This window comes from Pelosinus fermentans DSM 17108 (genome assembly GCF_000271485.2).
Lineage (GTDB): Bacteria > Bacillota > Negativicutes > DSM-13327 > DSM-13327 > Pelosinus > Pelosinus fermentans.
In genome coordinates, this window is sequence record NZ_AKVN02000001.1 from 2,019,843 (window position 1) to 2,042,623 (window position 22,781).

The following is a 22,781-nucleotide window of genomic DNA, read 5'->3' on the forward strand; positions in this document are numbered from 1 at the left end:
TTAAATAAAATTGATTTTTGTAGATGAATTCTCTATAAATTTTAGAACAGTTTGTTGTAAGTTCGCAATATGAATATCACTTGGTTGCGGGCCAAGAGATAAGTGTGCTGCTATTTGCATAGCAAGGTTCTTATAGTTATCCATTGAATAGTTAGTAGAATGTAATATATGATAACAAATTGGATTTATTACTTTTTTGACAGATATTTTAGATACGATAGCGACTAATGGGACCCAATAATCCCACCATGGTAAGCCGATGCAGAAATTAGCAGGTGGGTAAATTTTTATAAAGTCCCTGTCGAAAAAGAAGTAGTCGAATCCGCTATAGAAATTTCCGTTAGCCAGGTTTTCGAAAGAGGTAACATCTACTCTAGAACCAAAAACTAGGGAGTTCATTGCCTGCGTATACATGAATGCTGGAAGGCTCTCTTTAGCAAAATAAATATCGGAATTAACGATGCCGCAAATTTTACAATCTTGCGATGCAAAATAAGATAAGATGTCATCAATATAAATATAAGGTTTTCCGTATTGTGCTCTGGCATCTCTATTAGCTCCTACAAATTCAATATAAGGAAAATGATGTTTTACCATATTCATTTCATCTAGGGTATTTATTGAGACTACTTTAAAACCACAATGAAGCCAGCTTTCAATGCATCTCTTTTGTATTCCAATATCCTTCGTTACTGCTATGGAGGTAGCAATAGTTATTTGCGTAGTTATTCGATGAATATTGGGAGGTGAATTGAAGATGTGCTGAGTATCTTCTATAAGTTCAGATAACTGGTAAATAAAATTCTCTATTTTCTCCTTGTAGATCATTTGGGCTTTTATTTCCTCTAATCTGCTGGGACCAGGATCGGATACTGGCACTAACTCAGAAATTTTTCTGGCTAAATCAATTGCATCAGCGCGCGCAAAATAGATTCCAAAGTTTTGCTCCTGATGTATGGCCAGGTCTGAGAGGATAATCTTTTTGCCTAATAGCTGACATTCTTGTGCAGTTAGGTTTAAACCTTCAAATAGGGATGGATGAACGACAAAGAGGCTGTGACGCATTAGCTGTATTTGATCCTGACGTGGTATCAATCCAAGAATATGAATAAGGTCAGCTATATTTAGATCGCTAATGTATTTTTGTAGTCCAATAAAATAATCAGGGTTACGATAATCAAATGTTGAACCAGTACATACAAGATGTACATCTTGGCCTGATTGACGCAAAATAGCTATGGCTTTAAATAGCGTTGCATGATCTTTATGAATCCAAAACTGATTTGAACATAAGATAAATTTATCAGGTAGATTATATTTTAATTGAGTTTGATAGGAATCCTCGGTAAACCATTCTTGTTTAGGATGTACGGGAATGGGTAATACTTTCGTTTTAGCAGCAGAAGAAGGATAAAACTGTAAAAAATCCTTTTCTACATCATTGCTGGTAAAAATGACCAGAGGAGTATTGTCAGCAATTTTTTTAAATTTATCGTTGCGGTTTTGAATATCCGCAGGTGTAAAAAGCTGGGGAAGATAATGGTGCTGAAAATCAGGTATCCATGGAATACCGGGTTTGCCAGGATATAGGTCTGAATTGATTGGCAGCATTATATCTATATTTTTGAATAAGTCGTTAATGGAAGCATAATGGGCAAATGGATATTGAATCAGCATCTGTGCAGAGGCTAAGTTTTCACCCACAAAGATAAGACCGTCAGTTAGCGGGATAAGGTGTTCATGTAAAGGCAGAAGGTCATAGGAAGCCAAGTACGGCAAATTCTCATCTGTAATAACTAGGAATAGTTGGGGACGCTCTTCTTTGGGGATTTGTATGACAGAATGGATAATGGAATCTACTATTGTAACACCTGCATACCAATATTTACTTCCTATCAGAGGTAGTCCTATACGTGTATTTTTAAGCATATAATCTCCTCTTTATCAATAAATTTGTATAACTTTATTTTAGTATATTAACAAATTTACATTTTGGTGCTTATATGTAACATGTATATGTATATGTATATAAATTATGGAAGATATAAATTGTTACCTTAGATTGTATAGATGGTATATAAATTGTTGAATTAGGAGGGATGTCATGATTCAGAAGATGACGATTGCTACGTCATTAGCACCAGGTAAAGAAATTGATATCCAAAGAGAAGCTGTTTCTAGTTGGAAAAAAATTGGATTTACAGTGATATCAGTGAATTGCGAAGAGGAAATCACCATTTTAAAACCTCATTTTCCTACAATTGAATTTGTTCGAGTTTTCAAAGATGCCAGAAAACAATATGGTAAGCCTTATGTTTATTTTGATGATATAATGACCGTTTTATTGAAACAGGACTGTAAGGTTTGTGGAATTGTCAATTCAGATATTCAATTAGTGAAAGCAGAATTGTATTCTTTACTTTTAAAAGAGGCTGTAGGTTCTTTGATTTATGGGTCTCGTATGGATGTGGAAAAACTTACGAGTACAAGAGGTGAAGTAGTGCAAGAAGGGTTTGATTATTTTTTTTTTGATAAGTCGGTTATTGCAACTTACCCCCCATCTGCATTTTGTCTTGGTTTGCCATGTTGGGATTATTGGGCAATACTAGCGCCTTTATTTTCTGGTATACCTGTAAAGAAAGTTATGACACCTCATGCTTACCACATAAAGCATAAGGTTAATTGGAATAATGAAATCTCTAATCAATTATTCCATTATTTATTATTGCGACATGTTAGGCCACTTTCTATTGAGGCTTCTTCACCTTACTATATATTAAAATTTATCGAACGATACTCGAAGAAATTAACATTATATGATGAGAATTATGATAAAGAAACAAGACAAAAATTGGTATCCCAGATTAAGGAAGTAATTATCAAAGGTGAGATACAAGGAAGAATTATTGATAAATTACTGTTTTTTAGGACCATGTAGTATCATTTTTTAGAATTGCTAGGAATAAGTTAGATTAATGGAATAAGACAATGAGGTGGTTGTATGAAGGATTTTGTGTGTACTACCCCCATAGCGTTGATTATATTTAATCGTCCTGACCTTACACAGCGAGTTTTTGCAGAGATTCGTAAAGTTAGACCCGAAAAATTATTAGTAATTGCCGATGCCCCTAGGCCAAATAGAGAGGATGACATAGAAAATTGTGCTTTAGTTCGTAATATGATTGAGACCATTGATTGGGATTGTGAAGTTATAAAAAATTATTCTCCCATTCATTTAGGCTGCGGGAGGCGTCCAGCTACTGGAATTGATTGGGTCTTTAGTTTGGTGGAAGAGGCAATCATTTTGGAAGATGATTGTTTACCTCATCCAACATTCTTTCCTTATTGCCAGGAATTATTGAAAAAGTATTCTGATGATCAACGTATTATGAGTATTTCAGGGAATAATTTTCAGTTTGGCAGACGACGAACAGCAGATAGCTATTATTTTTCCCGCTATACTCAGACCTGTGGTTGGGCAACATGGAAAAGAGCATGGCAGCATTATGATTTTGACATGAAGCTTTGGCCCGAAGTTCGCAAGGGGCAATGGTTGTTTGATATCTTTGGCAGTATGCAGGTGGCAAATCACAATGATCAGCCTCAATTTGAAGTGATTGGTGGAGTGCGGATTGCTCAATATTGGTATCGTATGTTTGAAGCTGCTTACCATAAAAAGATAGATGCTTGGGATTTTCAGTTTGCATTTGCTTGTTTTCTGCAAAGTGGGTTGCATATCTTACCAAATGTCAATTTGGTATCCAATATTGGATATGGCCCAGAAGGGACTCATACGAAAGATATGGGAAGTTCCCTTGCTAATTTACCTGTGGAAGCTATAGAACTCCCATTAAAGCATCCGCAATTTATCATTCGTGATGCCTGGGCAGATACTTTTTTACAAGCCAATAATTTTTCCTGCTGAGTGCTTGAATAGGGGGATGAAAATAATGAAGGTAGTACATATCAATCTTTTTGATAAACATGGAGGGGCAGCAAGGATTTCCTGGACTCTTATGAACTACCTGACTCAGATGGGGCATGAGACTGTTACGTTTGCCCACCACACAGCATCTCAGGATGATCGAGTGATTCAGATTCCCTTTTTACAAACTGCATGGCAAAAAAAACTTTTAGACCAGCAAGAAAAAGAAGGATTATTTGATCTATATTCTGCAGCCTTGCTAAAAGTATTAAATCATCCTTTATTTGAGCAGGCTGACTTGGTTCATTTACATTGTATTAATGGTAATTATTTTTCTTTTTTATTGTTGCCCTTTTTGGCATCTAAGCCCTTAATTTGGACGCTGCATGATCCCCTTGCCTTTACCGCAAATTGTTTATCTATTGATGTTTGTAATGGCTGGAAAGAAGATTGGTGTGGAGCATGTCCTCAGGATACAGAAAATAAGAGCGGGTTGCAGCGTGAATTGGTACAGCTTATTAAAAGTTTAATGTATAAAGTATCTAATTTTACAGCAGTGTGCCCTTCTGCATGGTTAAGCAGGCAAGCAAAAGTAAGCCTGCTGCAAGAGAAAGAGATTCGGCTGATTTATAATGGTGTTGATGTAGGTACATTTCAACCTGGCAGCAAAGAGGAACTACGTTTTAAATTAGGGCTGCCAGTTAATCAAAAAATAATTTTATTTACTGCTCATGGTGGTTTAAATAACCCTTATAAGGGAGGCGAGTACTTACGTCAAGCACTGCTGCAACTCTATAAACAGTATCCCGATATTGTTTTACTTACGATAGGATCATACAGTGTATCTACCTTAGAAGACTTTCCAATCCTTCATATTGATGTTCCTTTTATTGATAATCAGCAGCAGTTGGCTCAGTATTATGCGGCTGTTGATCTTTATGTTTCTCCTACCTTAGCAGAGGTTTTTGGTCTTACTATCTGTGAGGCGATGGCATCAGGGACGCCAGTTGTTGCCTTTGCTGTAGGGGGAATTCCGGAACTGGTAATTCATAAAGAAAATGGTTATTTGGTGGAGCGAGGAAATGTAGGTGAGCTGATTGAAGGTATCTCTTATTTCCTGGAAAATGAAGAGATTAGACAACGCGCTGGCAGGGCTGCACGCCTGCGAGTTGTAGAAAAATTTAGTGAGAGACGTATGGTAGATGAGTATATATGCTTATATGAAGAAATATTGAAAAAGAGTAACCCCATTACAGATGATCATAAGAGTTGGAATCCTTATGATGAGGAAATCGTTCAACTAATAGAGAGTTGTAAAAGTAAAGGCTGGGGCTTTGTTTGGAAGGCATTTCATCATAAATATTCTCATTTTAAGACAGAAGAGAGCAGGAAAAAACTGCAATTTGTAGATCGGTTTTGTAATCATTGCCTTAAACGAATTAATCCTATTTCAGAAAGTCATGTTTTATGGGATGTGATTACCCAGTGGCAAAGCTGCAGGTCCATACCAGAAAGCGGCATTGATTTGCGGGCTAAAGAAATGGAAGCTCTTTATGAATTTATTAGGACGCTGCGTGCGTGCCTAACTGCTTATTTTAGTAAAGTGCCGGAAGGCAAGTTCATTCAGCTCAAGGAGGAGCAGCAGCAAAGACTGTATATACTTTGGCAGCAAGTATTTCTAAATGACTTTTTATCCTTGCCTGTGCAAGAAAATGAGAGTCCTGCATTCACCGATTCGTCTGCAGGTTTTAAAGAATATCTCTTAATCAGCATGTATCGGCCAATGGATGCAGAGCAATTTAATATCGATGTTGTTCAATTATGGCAGGAAGAGAAGATCCCTGAATATTATAAGGTACTTATTACTTTTTGGCTGCTGCATGTCCCTTATTACAATATTGAAGAAAAGCATCGAGATAAAATATTAAAATATACATCACATTTATTTTCAATGCATATTCCAACAAGCTCGTTCATTCCTTTGGTAAACGAATGTACCAAAGTTCTTTGGCGTATTTCTTATATCGGTGGTAATAATCTGCCTGCGTTAGCTGGGTTTGGTGATTTTATTGCTGCTCACATGGAGCAGTATACTTCTCGAAATAAAAAAGTAAATACTAGTTTTAAGAAAAACAGGAAAAAGAAAAAAATACGTATCGGTTATATTTCCCGACTGTTTTACGGGCAGGCTGTTAGTTACTATATGATCAATCGAGTGATCCATCATAATAAAGACAATTTTGAAGTATATACATTTGCTTTGGGAAAGGTCTATGATGAAATTACCAGTATTTTTGAAAAATATAGCGACCGCTTTAAACATTTTAAACAGATTGATGCAGTTGAAGATGTGTATAGTGTCATGCAAAGCATCAGCGATAGTAAGCCTGATATTTTAATTTATACGGATATCGGTATGGATCCTTTGACGTATATGCTGGCGGGACTTCGGTTAGTACCAATTCAGTGTGTGTTAGTAGGTCATGGCACAACCACTGGTCTGCCGACTATTGATTATTATATTAGCGGTGATTTTGAGCCACCTGATGCTAGTTCTCATTACCGAGAAAAATTAATAAGACTACCGAATCTGGGAGCAGCTCAGTTTCCGCCCCCCTTTGCAGAGTTTATTCCTGTCACCCGCAAAGATTGGAAGATACCTGAAGAGGCGGTAGTTTTTGTTTCTTGTGCAAATGGTATTAAGCATGGTCCGTCACGGGATCGATTATTGGTAGAAATTCTAAAGCGCGTTCCTAATGCCTGTATATTACTTAAGCCATGTCATTCATCGAATCTTGATAATCAGCTAGGTGAACGAATTAAGCTGGCTGCCAGAAATGCCGGAGTTGAAAATCGTTTGTTTATTGTACCACCATTAGGCAGGATTGATGCGTTATTAGCAATTGCTGATATTCAATTAGACACATATCCTTATGGAGGCTGGACGACATCCTTGGAAGGATTATATATGGGATTACCAATGGTAACCCAAGAAGGAGATATGGCTAGAAGCAGATGGGGATCTCATATGCTCAGAGCCCTTGGAATACGAGAGGGTATTGGGATGGATGAAGAAGAATATGTGGAATGGGCCGTGAAATTAGCTATGGATAAAGAACTTAGGGAACAGATCAAAAAGAAAATAACCAAGCAAGTAAAATCGGTTTTATTTAATGGCGCAGCAGCACAACTTCATTATGAAAATGCTTTATTAAAAATTTTTGAGGATAAACATTAATTTAAGGTACCTATCCAAGAGTTGTGCATATACTACAGTACAAATAATGGTAAAGTAGATTCTATAAAGTTATCAACGTTTATGAAAAGGAGGAGAACTATAATGGAAAAGTCTCATAGAGGAGACGATGAGAATTCGAAGCCTTTGGTTCAGGAAAGCCAACTTTGGCAGCCGCCTATTCCTCCATTAGAAAAGATACCACAAGATACAATGTTGGAGAAAATAACGAATCGTGTCAAAAACTTGCAGAAAGACAGTACTTTTTTTCCGACAATTACAGAGGAAAAATTAGAGCAGCTATTAGGTGAGGAAAATCTTGTTGCACAAGATGGCGATCAAAAATATTATCTCTTGCCTGATCAGAGTGCTCTACAAAAATTGATGGATACCATACCAGCAGTCGCATCCGGTGAAATCAGTCAAAATCGACGCTGGCATAAAACCAATGTGGAAGTAAGTGATGAGGATCATCAGCCTTGGGTTCATGTAATGGAAATTCTTCAGGATATGAATAAGAGGTTAGAGCAAATTGAAATATTATTACATCAAAAGGAATAAAAAAGCAGACCTACCTGGTCTGCTTTTATGTTAAACTATGGGACAATCTCCAGAACTGCTACCATGATGGCTGGTATCAAATGAGCCTTTTACTGTAAAGGAAGAGTATCCATTAGCGATGGCTTCATCCGTTAATTCAAACGGTCTGATCCCTTCTACCCACAAGTTTTCGCTTCTCCATAATTTATCTATAATCTTTCCTGTAATTGTAATCTGTTGAGGGCTAGTGACAACTGCATTAAATTGAGCTACAAGGCATGAACCGTCAATCCTGGTTAATTCATTCTTTAATTGCTGTCCGGTTACAGGAGTGCAATCTGGGAATCCATAGAAAGTGGTAAAGGTTTTAGTAAAGGTTGGGAGTGGAAGAATGATTGGGTTTGTGGTGCAATTGCCGCAGATGAGTACCAATCCAATTCTGACTGTTATACTCTGGCAGCCTTCATCAATTTGCTCATCGGCGCACCATAAGATAACCTGGCAGGTTTCACCCACTGTGAGTGTTGGGAAAGTAAAGGTTCCGTTGCATTGTACTCGGCATGGTCCTACTGGAGGGTAGGCTATGCATCTTGTAAATTCACCGGAATTACCAATAAGTACGACTTCTTCTACACAAATGTCATGACATTCACATGTTGGTATTCTGCTTACTGGGGGCGTTGTAGTACCAAAAACTGGTCCGCAGGTGTTAAAGATACCAAGACAGCTATTGCAGGGGCAGTTTGGTTCACATTGGCGGGTCAATTCACAAAAATCGGGAATCTCAAAATACTTGCTGTCTATCATAGCAAAAGCCTCCTCTAAAATGTTGGATTTTGGTTGAGTATTTAGTATCTAAAGTAATAGGCATCCCTCCTGAAAAAATAAAGAATACTTATATACTCTTAATACATAAGACTTTTATATTCTTAATTCATAATATGTTTTTTCTTCTGAAAGGTGCCATTAAGAAGAAAAAATGTAATATTTTCGAGCGCAGTTGACATCTTAATTATTTCTATTCTATTACTTATTTTTATCCCATGGTATGCATCTTGGAGTGTTTTGGGAACTAACATCAATTATGGATCGCCAGGATTTTGTTAAAACCCAAAAAGCAATAAAAACAGCACCAAAATACCGTTTTATTGCTTTTTTGTAAAAACTTAATTGACCATATAGTGGAAAGACCATACAATAAGATTACACCAAAACCTGATTCTAATGAAATTCAAACTTGGGGAGGGATTTTATGCAAGTTCAAACGTTATGGCAAAAAAGGTACCAGTATAAAAAAATCATACTATTAATAATCATTGTGGGTGTGGCAGCTACATTTGGAATCAGGATGTATGTAGATAAAAGTAAGCCCGTAGTAACAACGCAGTTAGTAGCAGTAGAGCGAGGCGACATCGTGTCATTGGTATCAGCAACTGGTACGATCAATCCTGTAAATATTGTTGATATTAGTTCAAAGATAACTGGTTTAATAAAGGAAGTCAGAGTGCTTGAAAATGAGCAGGTAAAAGCAGGGCAAATATTGATCTTACTGGATGATAAACGGCTCATGGCACAAGTATCTCAGTCACGTGCCAAATTAGAAAACACATCGGCAAATTATCAGCGGAATTTACAATTAAATCGTATCGGAGCTATCTCCAATCAACAGTTGGATGCTTCCATTATGGATTATAGTGTGGCGCAGGCAACCTATGATGATGCTGTATCCCAATTAGATGATACTGTCATTAAAGCACCGATTGATGGTGTTATTATTGGTAAGCCGATTCCTGCTGGTCAGACCGTGGCTCCAGGGATTTCCACTCCTATGGTTCTCATGAGTGTGGCCGACTTGTCAAAAATGCAGATTGAGGCGCAGGTCGATGAATCTGATATTGGAAAAATTGCATTAGGACAAAGGGTGACGTTTACCGTAGATGCCTACATTGATAAAGTGTTCTCAGGCACGGTATCGAATATATCCCAAAAGGCGAATATAACGCAAAATGTAGTCTATTATGTTGTAACCATTGATGTTGAAGGACCTGGAACAATGCTCAAACCAACTATGACGGCAAGAGTATCAATACAAAGCGGGGAAAGTAAAAATACAATCCTTGTACCCCTGTCTGCTATTAAGGAAAATCAAGGTCAGCCATATGTCCAGATCATGGTCAGCGGAAAGATTGAAAATATCAATGTTACGACTGGACTATCTAACGAAGATAAGGTAGAAATTACCAGTGGTCTTGCGGATGGTGATCAAATTGTGCTTCCGCAAGCAAAAGCACTGCCTCAGGCTTCTGGAAATATGCGCGGTCCACTTGGTCGCTAAGGAGGGATCGGCAATGAGCATTGTACTTTCCAATATAAAGAAAATATACCAGATGGGTGATACCCAAGTTGCTGCTTTGGCAGGAATTACACTGGAGATCAGCGCCGGAGAATTTACAGCCATTATGGGACCGTCGGGGTCGGGTAAATCAACTTTGATGAATATATTAGGCTGCCTTGACAGGCCTACCAGCGGATCTTACATGCTAGATGGGGAAGAGGTAGCTACGTTAAAAGATGATGAATTGGCGGTTACCAGAAATAAGAAAATCGGGTTTGTTTTTCAGAACTTTAATTTGCTGCCTCGTATGTCAGCTCAACAAAATGTAGCTTTGCCTCTTGTATATGCAGGAGTAGTAAAACAGGAACGAGATTCCATGGCTGCTGCTGCTCTATCTATGGTGGGTTTAGCCGATCGGATGCATCATCGTCCTAATGAGTTGTCTGGGGGCAGCGCCAGCGTGTGGCAATTGCGCGGGCCTTAGTGAATAACCCTAGTATTATTATGGCTGATGAACCTACCGGAAATCTTGACAGTAAATCTGGCAATGAGATCATGGAGATATTTACGAAGCTTAACAAAGAAGGGCGAACCATCGTTTTGGTTACACATGAAATCGAGATTGCTCAATTTACAAGGCGTATTATCTCTTTTCGTGATGGTCTAATTATCAGTGATGAAGCGTTGCTCAAAGTCTAGGAGGTGATTTTTTTGCTGTGGGAAAGCATTATTATAGCATTAGAAGGATTAAAAGCGAATAAAATGCGTTCTATATTGACAATGCTGGGAATTATTATTGGTGTAGGTGCCGTCATTGCGATGGTGTCGATTGGTATGGGAGTGCAAAATAAAATACAAGATTCAATTGCTGGTTTAGGGAGTAACCTTCTGATTATTACCCCTGGTGCCACATCACCTTCTGGTGTGAGGCTGGCCGCTGGTTCTAACACTACTCTGACCAATAAAGATGCTCAGGCAATAGGGCGTCAAATCGAAGGTGTCAGTGCCGTTGCGCCTAGCGTTAGTAAACAATACCAACTGGTGTATGGGAATAAAAATTGGATGACAACGGTCCAAGGGACTACGCCTGAATTTGTGAGTGTTCGGAATTTTAATGTGGAGTTGGGACGATTTTTCTCGAATCAAGAGGTAGAAACGCGAATGAGAGTTGCAGTTCTGGGGAAAACCACTGCTGATAATTTATTCGGTACCATCTATCCTGTGGGACAGACGGTACGTATTAATTCAGCTCCCTTTGTAGTAGTTGGTGTATTTGAGGGAAAAGGGCAGTCAGCAGGTGGTATGGACCAAGATGATGTTGTGGTGATTCCCTTAACGACAGCTCAAGAACGTATGATGGGGATTAGCTATATACAAACCATTAGCGTACAGGCGGTTAGTCCGGAAAGCATTAATCAGGCACAAGAGGATATCACCTCTCTTTTACGTTCACGCCATAAGTTAGCAAAAGATATGCCGGATGATTTTACGGTTCGTAACTTAGCGGCAGTGATGGCTACAGCAGAGGAAACGACAAAAACCATTACATTGCTTTTAGGGAATATTGCAGCAATCTCGTTATTAGTTGGTGGTATTGGTATTATGAATATTATGCTGGTATCTGTGACAGAGCGTACAAGAGAAATCGGCATTCGAAAAGCTCTAGGTGCTACTTATCGCAATATTTTACTGCAGTTTCTTATTGAAGCCATTGTTATTGGTGTAACAGGCGGTTTAATTGGTATTGGATTAGGTATTGCCGCAGCATATGCCATTTCAGCAATTGCTGGCTGGAACACTGCTATTTCGTCAGGTTCTATTCTTATGGCCTTTGGATTTTCCGTAGCGATTGGATTATTTTTTGGTATCTATCCTGCCAGAAAAGCAGCATTATTAGATCCGATTGACGCATTGCGCTATGAATAAAAAGTAAGTATTTTGTGGCAAAATAAGGTGAATGGATATGATAAGGGGAAAGACAATGGGATACTTTTATTCGTTAATGAATTACTTGAAAACGGACAAAGGAAAACATGATTGCTTGGACTATATTCGGGCCATTGTGATAATGGCATCGGTCATGGCGGGCATTCGAATATTACTTTATGCTTTATTGCAATAGAAGTGTAGTTTTATATAGGAAAAAATAGTCTTGTCTTTTTGAGGTGTGATATAATAAGACAAGACTATTTGTATCGTAGGAGAACCTTTATGTCAGATAAAAAACGTAAGATTGGTATTATGGGTGGTACCTTTGATCCTATACATACTGGTCACTTGGCAACGGCTGAAGCAGTCCGCGTGGAATATGATCTTGAGAGAGTATTATTTATTCCAGCTTCAAATCCACCGCATAAACAGCATTCTCGGGTAACGAAACCACTACATAGGTACATTATGACCGTAATGGCTACCTATTCCAATCCTCATTTTCATGTATCGCCCATCGAAATAGAACGGCCAGGGCTATCCTATGCGATTGATACGGTATTGGAGCTAATTAAGCAATATGGGGATAATATAGAGTTTTATTTTATTGTTGGTTCCGATACCATACAAGAATTAGCATCATGGAAAGACATTGATCACCTTTTAGAGATCTGTCATTTTATTGCTGCCAACCGTCCAGGCAGTGCATACACACTAGAGGATATAATAAAACCTTTTGGTGAGAAAGGTTTTAAACGTATCCACTCTTTGCCTACCCCTGAACTAGAGATATCTTCTACAGATGTACGAGAGAAAGTGCGGCAGGGAAGATCGATTAAATATTTTGTTCCTGAAAGCGTTGAGATTTATATCTGCAAAGAAAATTTGTATAAAGAATAGTAGTAAAACATACCATGTTTGGCTTTTGGCAAATAAAGTTAGGCATAAATACTATAGTTTCGTAGATAATGTTAGTACAATCGTTTTTAGAATTTAACAAAGAAAGGTGATTCCAAATGTCAAAAACACTTTATGTGGGCAATTTGCCTTGGTCAACAAGTGATAGTGATTTAGCTGATGTGTTCAAGGAGCATGGCAATGTAATTTCCAGTCGTATTATCACAGACAAGGAAACAGGGCGTTCTAGAGGGTTTGGGTTTGTAGAAGTCGATGATGATGATGCTGATAAGATGGTTAGTATGATGAATGGCAGTGACTTTGGTGGGCGGCAGATTGTCGTGAATGAAGCCAGGCCAAGAGAACAATAACTAAAATGTAAGCCTTCTTTATAGGAGGCTTTTATTTTTTAGCAGGGAATTCAACTATTTTGGCGAAATGTATACTATTACAAACATAGTTATTTGTGGAATCAATGGTTTAATTAAAAATATTGTGGTGAGAAAATGGATTATGAATATATTCTAACTCAATTATCAAAAATATTATCATCCAAAAGACTGCAGCATTCGGTTGGTGTTAGCAAGACGGCAGAGGAAATGGCTGAACGCTTTGGGGGTGACAAGGTCAAAGCTGGCTTAGCAGGTCTTCTGCATGACGCAGCCCGTGAGGTACCAGTAGCTGATCTCTTGCCAATGGCACAAGCCTTTGGTATAGTGGTTAGTGATATCGAAAAAGCAGAACCTATATTGCTGCATGCTCCCATTTCAGCCAAGTTAGCTGAGAGCAAGTTTAACATCCATGATGCAGAAATTTTACAAGCAATTTTTCTGCACACAACAGGGGGAGCTCATATGTCGTTATTAGATAAAATTATTTATTTAGCAGATGTGATCGAACCTGGTCGTAATTTTGGAGGTCTGGAAGAAATTAGAGCAATGGCTTATAGTGATTTGGACAAGGCACTGCTGTTGGCATTGGATCAAAGCATAAGTTACATTTTGGAAGAAGGTGGCTTAATTCATCCGGCTACCATTGAAGCTCGAAATGATCTTTTAATCAAGCAGCGTACACCGATATTGCATACTACATAGAAAAATCTTTAGGTTATGTCTAGAGAGGAGGAAAACGCATGTCACGCCTGCGTCCTCAGCGTCGTAAAATACGTTGGAAGCGATTGTTTTTGCTATTATTTATTTTGTTTACATTTATAACTTCTTTAACCTGGGCAGCAGTACATACCTATCAAAAATTTTCTGCAGCACCTGCCCTAAGCATAAAAGTGGAAAACGGCAAAGTCGTCGAAGAAACTGGTCCATATTTGAATATATTAGTCATGGGCGTAGACGACGGCGATAATGAATATCCTAATGCACCTAGACGGTCGGACACGATGATTGTTGTCAATATTAATAAAGAAAACGGTGCGCTGCATTTATTATCCATTCCACGTGATACTCGGGTTGCCATTCAGGGACATAAGGGTGCCGAAAAAATTACCCATGCCTTTTTTTATGGAGGATCTTCTTTAGCCGTACAGACTGTTGAGCAGTTATTACAAATTCCTATTCACCAATATATCGTTATTGATTGGCAGGCATTTGTTGAAATTGTAGATATATTAGGCGGAGTTGATTTATATGTAGAAAATGATATGGATTATGAAGATCCTTACGCTGATTTAGCAATTCATCTGAATAAAGGCTACCAGCATTTAGATGGCAATAAGGCGGGGCAATATGTCCGGTTTCGTAGTGATGAGCTGGGTGACATTGGTCGTGTACAGCGGCAGCAGCGTTTTTTAAAAGCCATGGTGGAAAAGACAATGAATGTAAGTACTCTTTTAAAAGTACCATCCCTGCTGCATACTATGAATCAATATATAGCAACGGATATATCGACTTTTAAGATGTTAAAGGTGGCTAATTCTTTAAAGTCCTTTAAGGCAAGTGAGTTACATGTGGACATGCTGCCAGGAAAATTTGCTACCATTGATGGTATAAGCTTCTGGAGTCATGATCAGCAGCAGACCCAGCAAATCGTGGATCGTATGCTAACTAGCGAAAATGCCAAGATGAGTGGTATATTTACTGACCCAAAAAGCAACAATTAAAAGATAAGAACGACACAACAATGTACTATGAAGTGTAATAATCAAATAAAAATAAGATGAATATTTAAATTTTAGGAGGATTTTTGATGAGTGATACAACTAAAACCTTAGAAGAAATGATTGTGGCGGCGGCTGAGGATAAAAAAGCGACGGATGTTGTGGTTCTTAATGTAGATGGTGTTTCTTCTGTTGCTGATTTTTATGTGGTATGCAGTGCGAAGTCTACCATACAAGTACAAGCGATTGCTGATAATATTGAAGATGAACTAAAAAAACAAGGAATTGATCTATTACACAAAGAAGGACATCGTCAAGGACGCTGGATCTTACTGGATTTTGGTAATGGAATTGCACATATATTTGTAGAAGAAGAAAGAGAGTACTATAATTTAGAACGCCTTTGGGGTAAAGCTCGAGTAATGGATACGGAAGAGCAGTTGAGTGAAAATAAATAATTTGCCAATGCCTTGGATCGTAAGTCTAAGTCTTGGTGGCATAGGTGGTAGTTATAATGGAAACAACAAACAAGCTGACTCCAGGTAGTGTAGTGACGCTAAAAGCAGTCAGATCTAGTGAGTTTGGTATTTTTTTAGATGCTGGCACTGGCAATACGAATGATGATATTTTATTGCATAAACAGCAGCAAACTACAGATACGATAGCAATTGGGGATGAAATTCCTGTATATTTGTATCAGGATCCTAAAGGTCGCCTTACAGCAAGTATGCGTTTGCCTAAAATGCAGGTAGGACAGGTGGCCAGAGTTACTGTGATCAATACGACCCGTGATGGAGCCTTTGTTGATATTGGTGCTGAGCGTGGTGTATTTATGCCATTTGCTGGTATGCGCGGTAATTTAAAACGCGGTGATAAAGTCTGGGTGAAGCTCTATATCGATAAATCAGGACGACCGGCAGTAAGCATGGAAGTAGAAGATGAGTTGAGAAGGGCCTCTGTTCCTGCAACCGATGCTAAAATTGGTGATATGATTACTGGTTCGCTTTACAACTATAACGAAGAAGGGGCTTTTATTTTTACGAAAGAGCGCTATATTGCGTTTATGCATACAAGTGAAATTACTGCAAGACCCAATGTAGGAGATGAGATTACAGCGCGTATTACTCATATTCGGGAAGATGGGCGTATTAATGTTTCCATGCGTCCTCTTAAGCAGGAAGCGATTGATGCGGATGGGGATGCCATACTCTCTCTGCTGCATTCTCGTAATGGTAAAATGCCTTATAGTGATGATACTTCACCTGAAATTATTAAGGAAAAATTTCATATTAGTAAATCTGCTTTTAAAAGAGCCCTAGGAAGGCTAATCAAAACAGGATATGTAGAACAGCGTGATGGTTGGACCTATCTTTTAGAAAAAGAGAAAATATAAAGAATGTTTTAAAAAACTTGTAGATCAAGTAATTGTTTGCCAGGGGAATGTTGATATTAGGATATGGATATCTCCTTACTTTATAAAAGATTATTGTCGCTAAAACGACAATAATCTTTTATATTTGAGGAATTTTACCAGAAAATTAGTTTAAAAAGAAGGAATTATTGGTTTTTCCGAGAAATTTAGAAAAGTAAGTAGTAAATGAAATCGATAGGCAATCGCAAATTGCGATAAGCAATATAAAAACTGGAGGCGTTTCTATGGGTGAGGCTGCTAACGCTAAAAAAGGAATATTATTAGAAACGGGTACAAACGAATTTGAAATTGTAGAATTTACGGTTGGTAAAGTCAATTATGGAATCAATGTTGCGAAGGTTCGAGAAGTAATTAATCTGGTTCCCATTACGCAAATGCCAAATTCCCATCCTTACGTTGATGGTATTTTTACGTTACGTGGAAGGGTAATGCCATTGGTCAATTTACCTCGCTGTTTAGGGACAGAAGATTTAGAATCCAGTACTAAAAATATTATTGTAAGTGAGTTAAATAATTATTTTATTGGTTTCTTAGTAAATGAAGTTTCTCGCATCCATAGAGTGTCTTGGTCAGTTATGGAGCCGCCTCCTAATGTTACTAACTCAGATATGGTTGTCGGCATCATAAAAATGGGCGAAAAAATGGTTATTTTGCTGGATTTCGAAAAGATCGTCGCGGACATTAATCCTCAAATTAATATTAAATTGACAACAGTTCCTAAGAGTAGTGATGAACTGAAAGAGCAGCGAAAAACGAAGAACATAATTGTAGCAGAAGATTCTAAAATGCTCAGGGACTTATTGGTTGAAACACTTCATGAATCTGGTTATATTAATATTACTGCCTATAATAATGGAAAAGACGCATGGGATGCATTGGCTGTGTTGGCAGAATCAGAGGCACCGATTGAAGAAAGCGTTAATTTATTAATTACGGATATTGAAATGCCTCAGATGGACGGTCATCATTTGTTAAAACGCGTTAGGGAAGATAGAGCTTTAGCAAAATTGCCAGTTATTATTTTTTCCTCTTTGATTAATGAGGAAATGCGTCGCAAAGGTGAAGCGATTGGTGCTGATGGGCAAGTTTCTAAGCCTGAAATTGCACAATTGATTGGTTTGTTAGATGAAAAATGTCTATAAATAATAATGTTTTTAAGCCTTTTTATTGACATTATGTAACTAACTATGATAATATAATTCATGTCGGCAAGAAATTATTAAAAGTATTGCTGATGTAACAACAAGATTGTGGGGGTGTAGCGCAGTTGGGAGCGCGTCTGAATGGCATTCAGAAGGTCAGCGGTTCGATCCCGCTCATCTCCACCAGTAAATGATAGACTTCGCGGAATTTTTTCTGTCGGAGTCTTTTTTATTTTATTATTGTGATTTGAGCATACATTGATATCAATGTGCAAAATAAAAGAGCCTTCACCGCACATGTGACAAATGTGTCAATGTAGCGTTGTCAAGGCAAATAAGGTAGTCTCCTCTATCTCATGCAATAAAGGATTTAGTGTAGGATTGTCGAATAAACTATTGTTTTCAATAATTACTAATCCATGCCATAATGGAAAATATAGGTAATGTATTGTTGCTGTAGGCAAAAGAGGTGTGAAGATGTATAGAATACCGCGATATAGTATAACGCTAACAAAAGATGGTTCTTTTAAAAGTGAAATTAAGAAAATTACTAAAGCAGAAGATGCGTACGAAATCATGAAACCGATGATGGAAAATTTACCAGTTGAACATTTTCAAATCATAATGCTTGATGCCAAATGTCAAGTAATTGGGACAAGCTTAGTAACCATAGGAACAATCAATGAAAATATTGTTACGCCGATAGAAATATTTCAAAGGGCCATATTAGCAAATTCTAAAGCTATCATTTTGGTTCATAATCATCCGTCAGGGGACCCGAAACCTAGTCGTGAAGATATAGCATTAACGAAACAAATAGTTGAGGGTGGAAAAATACTACAGATAGCAGTTCTTGATCATATTATTATTGGTGATGACAAATTCATTAGCCTTAAAGTGGATGGATACATATAATTTTCACAGAAAGGTCTATTGACAGTAAACTTTAAATAGCAAAGCCTTAGTTTCATCGTTCGAAAGAGACGGGGACTCTATTTTTGCTTTGTGCAATTTCACGAAAACAAAAAGCATCTTAAAACGTTAAAGTGGGAAGATAAGAAAGTAAATTTAAGAGTTTGCAAAATGCAAACTCTTTTCATCTTATTTCAGTTTCGGGATAACGTCGTTAAGTTAGACTCAATACTTACTTTTTAAATTATTTTTACACTCTCCGGAAATTAGTTCTGTACATGCTCTAGGTTGCATAAATTATATATAAAAGAGCATTAGGAAAAATATCGAATGGGAGTGTTTCTCATGTTTGAGCAGAAATATGCTACTAGTCTAGTGGCGTCATCAGTAGGCATAGATATACAGATTATACTTTGGGAATTAATTGCTCAATGGGAGAAGGATGAAATTCAAGTCGATGCCTGTCAGATTTTTGAATTATCCATTGAATATGCAGGTGGTGAGGTATTTCAGAAGATAGTCCATAGACAGGAATCGCCTCAGCGGGTAGAAATATTTTATTATAAGACAATCAGATACCCTATTAATGCTATAATATGGGTTATAGGCAGCGAAGAGGGTGGAAAAATGATGCTACCCAATGAAATGAAAGAATCAGATGCAAGTACCTCATAAAATAATGGATTTTTGCATATAAATATAAGAGGAAGATTCTCCTTATTGAAGGAGTAAACCGCTTATGAATTCCAAATTTTATTAGTGAGGGTTCAAAGTGGTTAAGCTCTCGATAAATGAGACTTAGATTCAGATGGCGTACATAGGGTTATGTATCTGAATCAAATCTTCTTTATTTTTTGCACATTATTGAGGAAGGAGAATGACATGAGCAAAGACATTATTTCTTATACTTTAACTCATGATGAATTAGAAACGATGCTGTCATCTGAGTACGGTACAAAGGTTGAGCCAGTGGATTTAAAACAGCTTACTAAACAGAAGATGAATCAGCAAAGAGCGAGAATGATGGAAAAAAATGGGTATAAGAGGTAATAATAAAAAACCACTTTTTACAGAGTGGTTTTTTTATTTTATCATTCTATTATGATATACTGTATATCATAATAGAATGATAAAATAAGAGAGGTAATTGAATGTCAATTTCAAAAGAATCATCAAAGGAAAAATATCTGCAGATCATAAAACTGGGAAAGTTGTATTTATATTTATTGATTTTAGGGCGGCTTGTTTATTTAATACAACGGGTATCACTTCCTACAGATATACCTATGGACAGTCCCATTTTAGATGTTGGGAAGTTTATGCTTCAATCGGTTATTGGGAACGAAGTTGTAAAAAGTGTCTGTATCTTGGTTTTGCTCCTTTATACCATGTTTGTGGCAATTGAGAGCTTTGTGGTATTACGTCAGTGGTTCGTATCATATTATACCAAATATAAAAAGAAGAACATGCTAGAAAAAGAGTAACATATATAATCTCAATTAATACTAAATTGAGATTATGCTTTGTACTTTGCGCAGGTGTTTTCTAATCCTTTTCGATAAAGCGAATATGCCAAAGGGATTCGTTTGTTGAGTTCTCTGCATCTAAAGAAAAGCTTCTGCATACATGTTGCAGTGAATTGATTAGGTCAATTGGAACTGGTTTTCCGCAACAAATGCAAGACAGGTAATCTGTTTTGAATAAATCGGAAATTGGGATCGCAAAGGTTCGAGTACAGGACAAGCAGGTAAATTCAATTGTCATGACACACCTCCTTAGTATCGCATAGTTGCTATCTTCGATTGATTACCTTAATTTCCTGCTTGGTTATAAAAAAATCCAATATTTATTTATGATCTTTCACTAAATTAGCTAAATCGATATAGTTTTGGAGGCATCAGATGTATTACGAAGAAATAAAGAAAGTTTCAAGCGCAGCCCAGGCAAAAGGAGCACTATTAAAGGGAAGTCCTGTCAAATATTTATTGTCATCTGTTCTAGCAGGAATGTATGTCGGTCTTGGTATATTACTTATTTTTACCATTGGCGGACTTTTGTCTCAAGCTGATTCTCCAGCGGTGAAAATTATTATGGGAACCTCTTTTGGCATTGCCTTGAGTCTGGTTATTATGGCAGGGTCGGAGCTTTTTACAGGCAATAATATAATTATGACAATTGGCAGGATGGAAAAGAAAGTAACGATTAGTGATGTATTTACTATACATATTCTTAGTTTTATTGGCAATTTACTAGGCTCTTTTTTATTAGCATCTTTATTTATTTTATCAGGGCTTGGACAAGGAAGTACGGCGATGTTGATGGTTAAAATTGCACATAGCAAAGTATCTTTGCCATGGATGGAGCTTCTGGCGAGGGGAATATTGTGTAATATATTAGTTTGCCTTGCAATTTGGTGCTCTTTTAAAATGAAAGAAGAAGCCGGAAAGCTCATCATGATTTTTTGGTGCCTTTTTGCCTTTATTACAACGGGCTTTGAGCACAGTGTTGCAAACATGACCTTACTGTCGGCAGTATTGATCATGCCTGGAGCAGATGCTGTTTCTCTTTTGGATTTTATCTATAATATCAGTTGGGTTACTTTAGGCAATATGATTGGCGGTATCTTTTTTGTAGCCCTGCCTTATTGGTATCTATCTAAACAAAGTTAACGGTAAGCTAAATAATGACAATTGTATGAATAAATTGTTTTTATGTTAAAACTTGTGTTATGTTGACACGCATATAGTAATGGTTTAAGATAAATATATGATTTAAGAAATTGGCAATGATGCCTAGGTTGTATAGACAGCCTAGGTGTCTCTTTTTTTCTTGAAAATTTGTAAAAGTGAGATGGTTATATGGTTTCTTACAGAAGGCTTGAAGAAAATTTCCAAAGATTATCGGTAATTGGAAGACAGGATGGGGGTGGAATTACGCGTCTTGCTTTTGGTGATGCTGATTGGGAAGCACGGAACATTGTTATAGAACTTATGAAGAATGCTGGGCTGAAAATTCGCGTTGATGCTTTTGGCAACATCATTGGACGTCGGGAGGGCTTATATCCTGAGAAGTCGGTGGTAATGCTTGGTTCTCATATTGATAGTGTCCCGAACGGAGGGAATTTTGATGGGGTTGTTGGTGTTTTAGCAGCGATAGAAGCATTGCAATGTCTAGAGGAACAGCAAGAGCAAAATGATCATCCTATTGAAGTTGTGGTGTTTATGGCTGAGGAATCCAGTCGGTTTGGTGTTGCTACATTGGGTAGCAAGGCATTTTGCGGGAAGCTTTCTTCTCAGAATCTAGTTCAGTATAAGGATAAGGATGGTATCACCTTAGCTGAAGCGATACAGCAAAGAGAACTTGCACCGGAGAACATCGGGCAAGCCCAATATGAAGGAGAAATTAAAGCGTTTTTAGAACTGCATATTGAACAGGGGAAGGTTTTAGAGACAACAAATCATCAAATTGGAATCGTAACCGGTATTGCAGCGCCTACTCGTTTTAAAGCAATAGTAACAGGTCAGGCGGACCATTCGGGGGCTACTCCAATGAATATGCGTCAAGATGCCTTAACAGCTGCAGCAGAAGTAATTTTATTGGTAGAACAATTGGCAAGGAAGGTTGCCCATCTGGGAGTCGTAGGAACAACAGGAGTAATTAAAGCGGATCCAGGTGCCATTAATGTAATTCCAGGACGTGTGGAACTTGGAATTGATATTCGTGCAATTCAATTAGCAAGTAAGCAGTGGGTCGTTGATGAACTCATTACAGGAATTGATAAAATTAAGACACAGCGAAGTGTAACGATTGAGTTAATTACACTTACAGATGAGATTCCAGTTGAGCTTTTAAAAGAAATGGTTGAAGAGTTGCAAGAGGTGTGCAAGCAGCATCCTTATCCGAATATGTTGATGCCTAGTGGTGCAGGACATGATGCAATGCATTTAGCTCCCCTGGCTCCTACAGGCATTATATTTATTCCCTGCCAGGGAGGAATTAGCCATAATCCAGCAGAGTGGGCAAGTATGGATGATATTGTTGCGGGGACTGAGATCCTCTTGACGGCAATTCGTAAGATTGCTAATTTGGAATTCTCCTGGAAGAAAGCAATGCTATAAATGATAAGTTTTGTGAGTGTATTTTAAAACAAAGACAGTTCATTGATGTAAACCTAATTCATATATGTTCATTGATTAATGCTTGCAAGGAAAAGGCTATTGGCAGTATGCCAGTAGCCTTTTCTGTACCGCGCATCTAGCGAAGCTGGACGGTGCTTGGAGATAAAATTTAGGCAGATCATTCAATTGAAAGAAAATATGTCGAA

Annotated in this window: 21 protein-coding genes, 1 tRNA gene and 1 pseudogene; 21 read left to right on the forward strand and 2 right to left on the reverse strand. The window is 37.7% G+C overall.

From position 1 onward, the window contains the following. Entirely contained in the window at positions 1-1,929 is a 1,929-nt protein-coding gene (locus tag FR7_RS09035; RefSeq protein WP_007936239.1) for a glycosyltransferase, read from the reverse strand. Between the two features lie 175 nt (positions 1,930-2,104). On the opposite strand from FR7_RS09035, the gene FR7_RS09040 reads away from it, so the two are divergent. From FR7_RS09040 to FR7_RS09055, 4 genes are all read left to right on the forward strand, one after another. Then, on the forward strand, positions 2,105-2,938 hold the full coding sequence (locus FR7_RS09040) for a hypothetical protein (protein ID WP_007936240.1): 834 nt from the start codon (positions 2,105-2,107) through the stop codon (positions 2,936-2,938). A 63-nt stretch (positions 2,939-3,001) separates the two neighbouring features. Next, entirely contained in the window at positions 3,002-3,925 is a 924-nt protein-coding gene (locus FR7_RS09045) for a hypothetical protein (protein ID WP_007936241.1), read from the forward strand. A 25-nt stretch (positions 3,926-3,950) separates the two neighbouring features. Next, positions 3,951-7,163 carry an O-linked N-acetylglucosamine transferase family protein gene (locus FR7_RS09050; protein WP_007936243.1) on the forward strand — a complete coding sequence of 1,071 codons (3,213 nt, stop codon included), beginning with the start codon at positions 3,951-3,953 and terminating at the stop codon, positions 7,161-7,163. Between the two features lie 102 nt (positions 7,164-7,265). Next, positions 7,266-7,721: a hypothetical protein gene (locus FR7_RS09055; protein ID WP_007936244.1), complete on the forward strand. Its 456-nt coding sequence runs from the start codon at positions 7,266-7,268 to the stop codon at positions 7,719-7,721. 30 nt (positions 7,722-7,751) lie between these two features. Here FR7_RS09055 and FR7_RS09060 read toward each other — a convergent pair whose 3' ends face one another. Further along, positions 7,752-8,507 (reverse strand): hypothetical protein, encoded by a 756-nt coding sequence (locus FR7_RS09060; RefSeq protein WP_007936246.1) that lies wholly within the window; start codon positions 8,505-8,507, stop codon positions 7,752-7,754. Positions 8,508-8,952: 445 nt separating this feature from the next. Here FR7_RS09060 and FR7_RS09065 point away from each other — a divergent pair, with 445 nt between their 5' ends. The 17 genes and pseudogenes from FR7_RS09065 to FR7_RS09145 all read left to right on the forward strand — a co-directional run bounded on the left by FR7_RS09065 (position 8,953) and on the right by FR7_RS09145 (position 22,575). Beyond that, complete coding sequence (locus FR7_RS09065) at positions 8,953-10,035, forward strand: efflux RND transporter periplasmic adaptor subunit (RefSeq protein WP_007936248.1); 1,083 nt, start codon at positions 8,953-8,955, stop codon at positions 10,033-10,035. 13 nt (positions 10,036-10,048) lie between these two features. Continuing rightward, positions 10,049-10,734, forward strand: a pseudogene (locus FR7_RS09070) (ABC transporter ATP-binding protein). A 12-nt stretch (positions 10,735-10,746) separates the two neighbouring features. Then, the gene (locus FR7_RS09075) at positions 10,747-11,961 is read left to right on the forward strand and encodes an ABC transporter permease (protein WP_007936250.1); all 1,215 of its coding nucleotides are present in this window, start codon (positions 10,747-10,749) and stop codon (positions 11,959-11,961) included. A 285-nt stretch (positions 11,962-12,246) separates the two neighbouring features. Further along, entirely contained in the window at positions 12,247-12,864 is a 618-nt protein-coding gene (gene nadD / locus FR7_RS09080) for a nicotinate-nucleotide adenylyltransferase (RefSeq protein WP_007936251.1), read from the forward strand. A 116-nt stretch (positions 12,865-12,980) separates the two neighbouring features. Continuing rightward, complete coding sequence (locus FR7_RS09085; protein WP_007936252.1) at positions 12,981-13,232, forward strand: RNA recognition motif domain-containing protein; 252 nt, start codon at positions 12,981-12,983, stop codon at positions 13,230-13,232. A gap of 135 nt (positions 13,233-13,367) precedes the next feature. Further along, the gene (yqeK, locus tag FR7_RS09090; RefSeq protein WP_007936262.1) at positions 13,368-13,955 is read left to right on the forward strand and encodes a bis(5'-nucleosyl)-tetraphosphatase (symmetrical) YqeK; all 588 of its coding nucleotides are present in this window, start codon (positions 13,368-13,370) and stop codon (positions 13,953-13,955) included. 38 nt (positions 13,956-13,993) lie between these two features. After that, on the forward strand, positions 13,994-14,974 hold the full coding sequence (locus FR7_RS09095) for an LCP family protein (protein ID WP_007936264.1): 981 nt from the start codon (positions 13,994-13,996) through the stop codon (positions 14,972-14,974). An 86-nt stretch (positions 14,975-15,060) separates the two neighbouring features. Further along, complete coding sequence (gene rsfS, locus FR7_RS09100) at positions 15,061-15,429, forward strand: ribosome silencing factor (RefSeq protein ID WP_007936267.1); 369 nt, start codon at positions 15,061-15,063, stop codon at positions 15,427-15,429. 56 nt (positions 15,430-15,485) lie between these two features. After that, positions 15,486-16,364 (forward strand): CvfB family protein, encoded by an 879-nt coding sequence (locus tag FR7_RS09105; RefSeq protein WP_007936269.1) that lies wholly within the window; start codon positions 15,486-15,488, stop codon positions 16,362-16,364. 263 nt (positions 16,365-16,627) lie between these two features. Beyond that, positions 16,628-17,545: a chemotaxis protein gene (locus FR7_RS09110; RefSeq protein WP_007936270.1), complete on the forward strand. Its 918-nt coding sequence runs from the start codon at positions 16,628-16,630 to the stop codon at positions 17,543-17,545. Positions 17,546-17,655: 110 nt separating this feature from the next. Beyond that, positions 17,656-17,731 (forward strand) — tRNA-Ala (locus FR7_RS09115). Between the two features lie 291 nt (positions 17,732-18,022). After that, on the forward strand, positions 18,023-18,460 hold the full coding sequence (locus FR7_RS09120) for a JAB domain-containing protein (protein ID WP_007936272.1): 438 nt from the start codon (positions 18,023-18,025) through the stop codon (positions 18,458-18,460). A gap of 342 nt (positions 18,461-18,802) precedes the next feature. Beyond that, positions 18,803-19,132 carry a DUF960 family protein gene (locus FR7_RS09125; RefSeq protein ID WP_007936274.1) on the forward strand — a complete coding sequence of 110 codons (330 nt, stop codon included), beginning with the start codon at positions 18,803-18,805 and terminating at the stop codon, positions 19,130-19,132. 207 nt (positions 19,133-19,339) lie between these two features. Then, positions 19,340-19,507 carry a hypothetical protein gene (locus FR7_RS23825; protein WP_007936276.1) on the forward strand — a complete coding sequence of 56 codons (168 nt, stop codon included), beginning with the start codon at positions 19,340-19,342 and terminating at the stop codon, positions 19,505-19,507. A 101-nt stretch (positions 19,508-19,608) separates the two neighbouring features. Then, positions 19,609-19,941 carry a hypothetical protein gene (locus FR7_RS09130; RefSeq protein ID WP_007936278.1) on the forward strand — a complete coding sequence of 111 codons (333 nt, stop codon included), beginning with the start codon at positions 19,609-19,611 and terminating at the stop codon, positions 19,939-19,941. Positions 19,942-20,358: 417 nt separating this feature from the next. Next, on the forward strand, positions 20,359-21,126 hold the full coding sequence (locus FR7_RS09140) for a formate/nitrite transporter family protein (protein ID WP_007936283.1): 768 nt from the start codon (positions 20,359-20,361) through the stop codon (positions 21,124-21,126). Positions 21,127-21,315: 189 nt separating this feature from the next. After that, on the forward strand, positions 21,316-22,575 hold the full coding sequence (locus FR7_RS09145; protein ID WP_007936285.1) for a Zn-dependent hydrolase: 1,260 nt from the start codon (positions 21,316-21,318) through the stop codon (positions 22,573-22,575). The last annotated feature ends 206 nt before the right edge of the window (positions 22,576-22,781 follow it).

Bases quoted from the DNA above. Each gene is read 5' to 3' on its own strand.
- FR7_RS09060 (WP_007936246.1), bottom strand. From the start codon at position 8,507: ATGATAGACAGCAAGTATTTTGAGATTCCCGATTTTTGTGAATTGACC.
- FR7_RS09130 (WP_007936278.1), top strand. From the start codon at position 19,609: ATGTCAATTTCAAAAGAATCATCAAAGGAAAAATATCTGCAGATCATA.
- FR7_RS09040 (WP_007936240.1), top strand. From the start codon at position 2,105: ATGATTCAGAAGATGACGATTGCTACGTCATTAGCACCAGGTAAAGAA.
- FR7_RS09120 (WP_007936272.1), top strand. From the start codon at position 18,023: ATGTATAGAATACCGCGATATAGTATAACGCTAACAAAAGATGGTTCT.
- FR7_RS09095 (WP_007936264.1), top strand. From the start codon at position 13,994: ATGTCACGCCTGCGTCCTCAGCGTCGTAAAATACGTTGGAAGCGATTG.
- FR7_RS09045 (WP_007936241.1), top strand. From the start codon at position 3,002: ATGAAGGATTTTGTGTGTACTACCCCCATAGCGTTGATTATATTTAAT.
- FR7_RS09140 (WP_007936283.1), top strand. From the start codon at position 20,359: ATGTATTACGAAGAAATAAAGAAAGTTTCAAGCGCAGCCCAGGCAAAA.
- FR7_RS09110 (WP_007936270.1), top strand. From the start codon at position 16,628: ATGGGTGAGGCTGCTAACGCTAAAAAAGGAATATTATTAGAAACGGGT.
- FR7_RS09085 (WP_007936252.1), top strand. From the start codon at position 12,981: ATGTCAAAAACACTTTATGTGGGCAATTTGCCTTGGTCAACAAGTGAT.
- FR7_RS09065 (WP_007936248.1), top strand. From the start codon at position 8,953: ATGCAAGTTCAAACGTTATGGCAAAAAAGGTACCAGTATAAAAAAATC.
- FR7_RS09055 (WP_007936244.1), top strand. From the start codon at position 7,266: ATGGAAAAGTCTCATAGAGGAGACGATGAGAATTCGAAGCCTTTGGTT.
- yqeK (WP_007936262.1), top strand. From the start codon at position 13,368: ATGGATTATGAATATATTCTAACTCAATTATCAAAAATATTATCATCC.
- rsfS (WP_007936267.1), top strand. From the start codon at position 15,061: ATGAGTGATACAACTAAAACCTTAGAAGAAATGATTGTGGCGGCGGCT.
- nadD (WP_007936251.1), top strand. From the start codon at position 12,247: ATGTCAGATAAAAAACGTAAGATTGGTATTATGGGTGGTACCTTTGAT.
- FR7_RS09035 (WP_007936239.1), bottom strand. From the start codon at position 1,929: ATGCTTAAAAATACACGTATAGGACTACCTCTGATAGGAAGTAAATAT.
- FR7_RS09105 (WP_007936269.1), top strand. From the start codon at position 15,486: ATGGAAACAACAAACAAGCTGACTCCAGGTAGTGTAGTGACGCTAAAA.
- FR7_RS09050 (WP_007936243.1), top strand. From the start codon at position 3,951: ATGAAGGTAGTACATATCAATCTTTTTGATAAACATGGAGGGGCAGCA.
- FR7_RS09145 (WP_007936285.1), top strand. From the start codon at position 21,316: ATGGTTTCTTACAGAAGGCTTGAAGAAAATTTCCAAAGATTATCGGTA.
- FR7_RS23825 (WP_007936276.1), top strand. From the start codon at position 19,340: ATGAGCAAAGACATTATTTCTTATACTTTAACTCATGATGAATTAGAA.
- FR7_RS09125 (WP_007936274.1), top strand. From the start codon at position 18,803: ATGTTTGAGCAGAAATATGCTACTAGTCTAGTGGCGTCATCAGTAGGC.